Source organism: Psychromonas arctica, from assembly GCF_038155225.1.
GTDB lineage: Bacteria > Pseudomonadota > Gammaproteobacteria > Enterobacterales > Psychromonadaceae > Psychromonas > Psychromonas arctica_B.
The window spans coordinates 1-225 of the sequence record NZ_JBAKBA010000246.1 but is presented as its reverse complement, the minus strand read 5'-3'; the positions used below and the strand labels follow the sequence as shown (position 1 = coordinate 225).

Below are 225 nucleotides of genomic sequence, written 5' to 3'. Positions count from 1 at the left end.
AGAAAACTGTTCATGACGTTCCGATGTTTTAGTTGCTATCGATTTGTTTAAATATAATAACATGATCAGACCTATCTCAATCGATACGCCAGCCAAAGCAATGAACCCAACACCAACCGCAATCGAGAAGTTAAACCCAAGTATGAACATCACCCAAATACCGCCGATTAACGCAAAAGGTAAGGTAGATAGAATCAATAAGACTTCCCCAACACGTCTAAAGGC

At 40.0% G+C, this 225-nt stretch carries 1 protein-coding gene; it reads right to left on the bottom strand.

From position 1 onward, the window contains the following. The coding region (locus V6255_RS18435) for an efflux RND transporter permease subunit (RefSeq protein ID WP_341629426.1) at window positions 1–225 on the bottom strand (225 nt) is incomplete at both ends.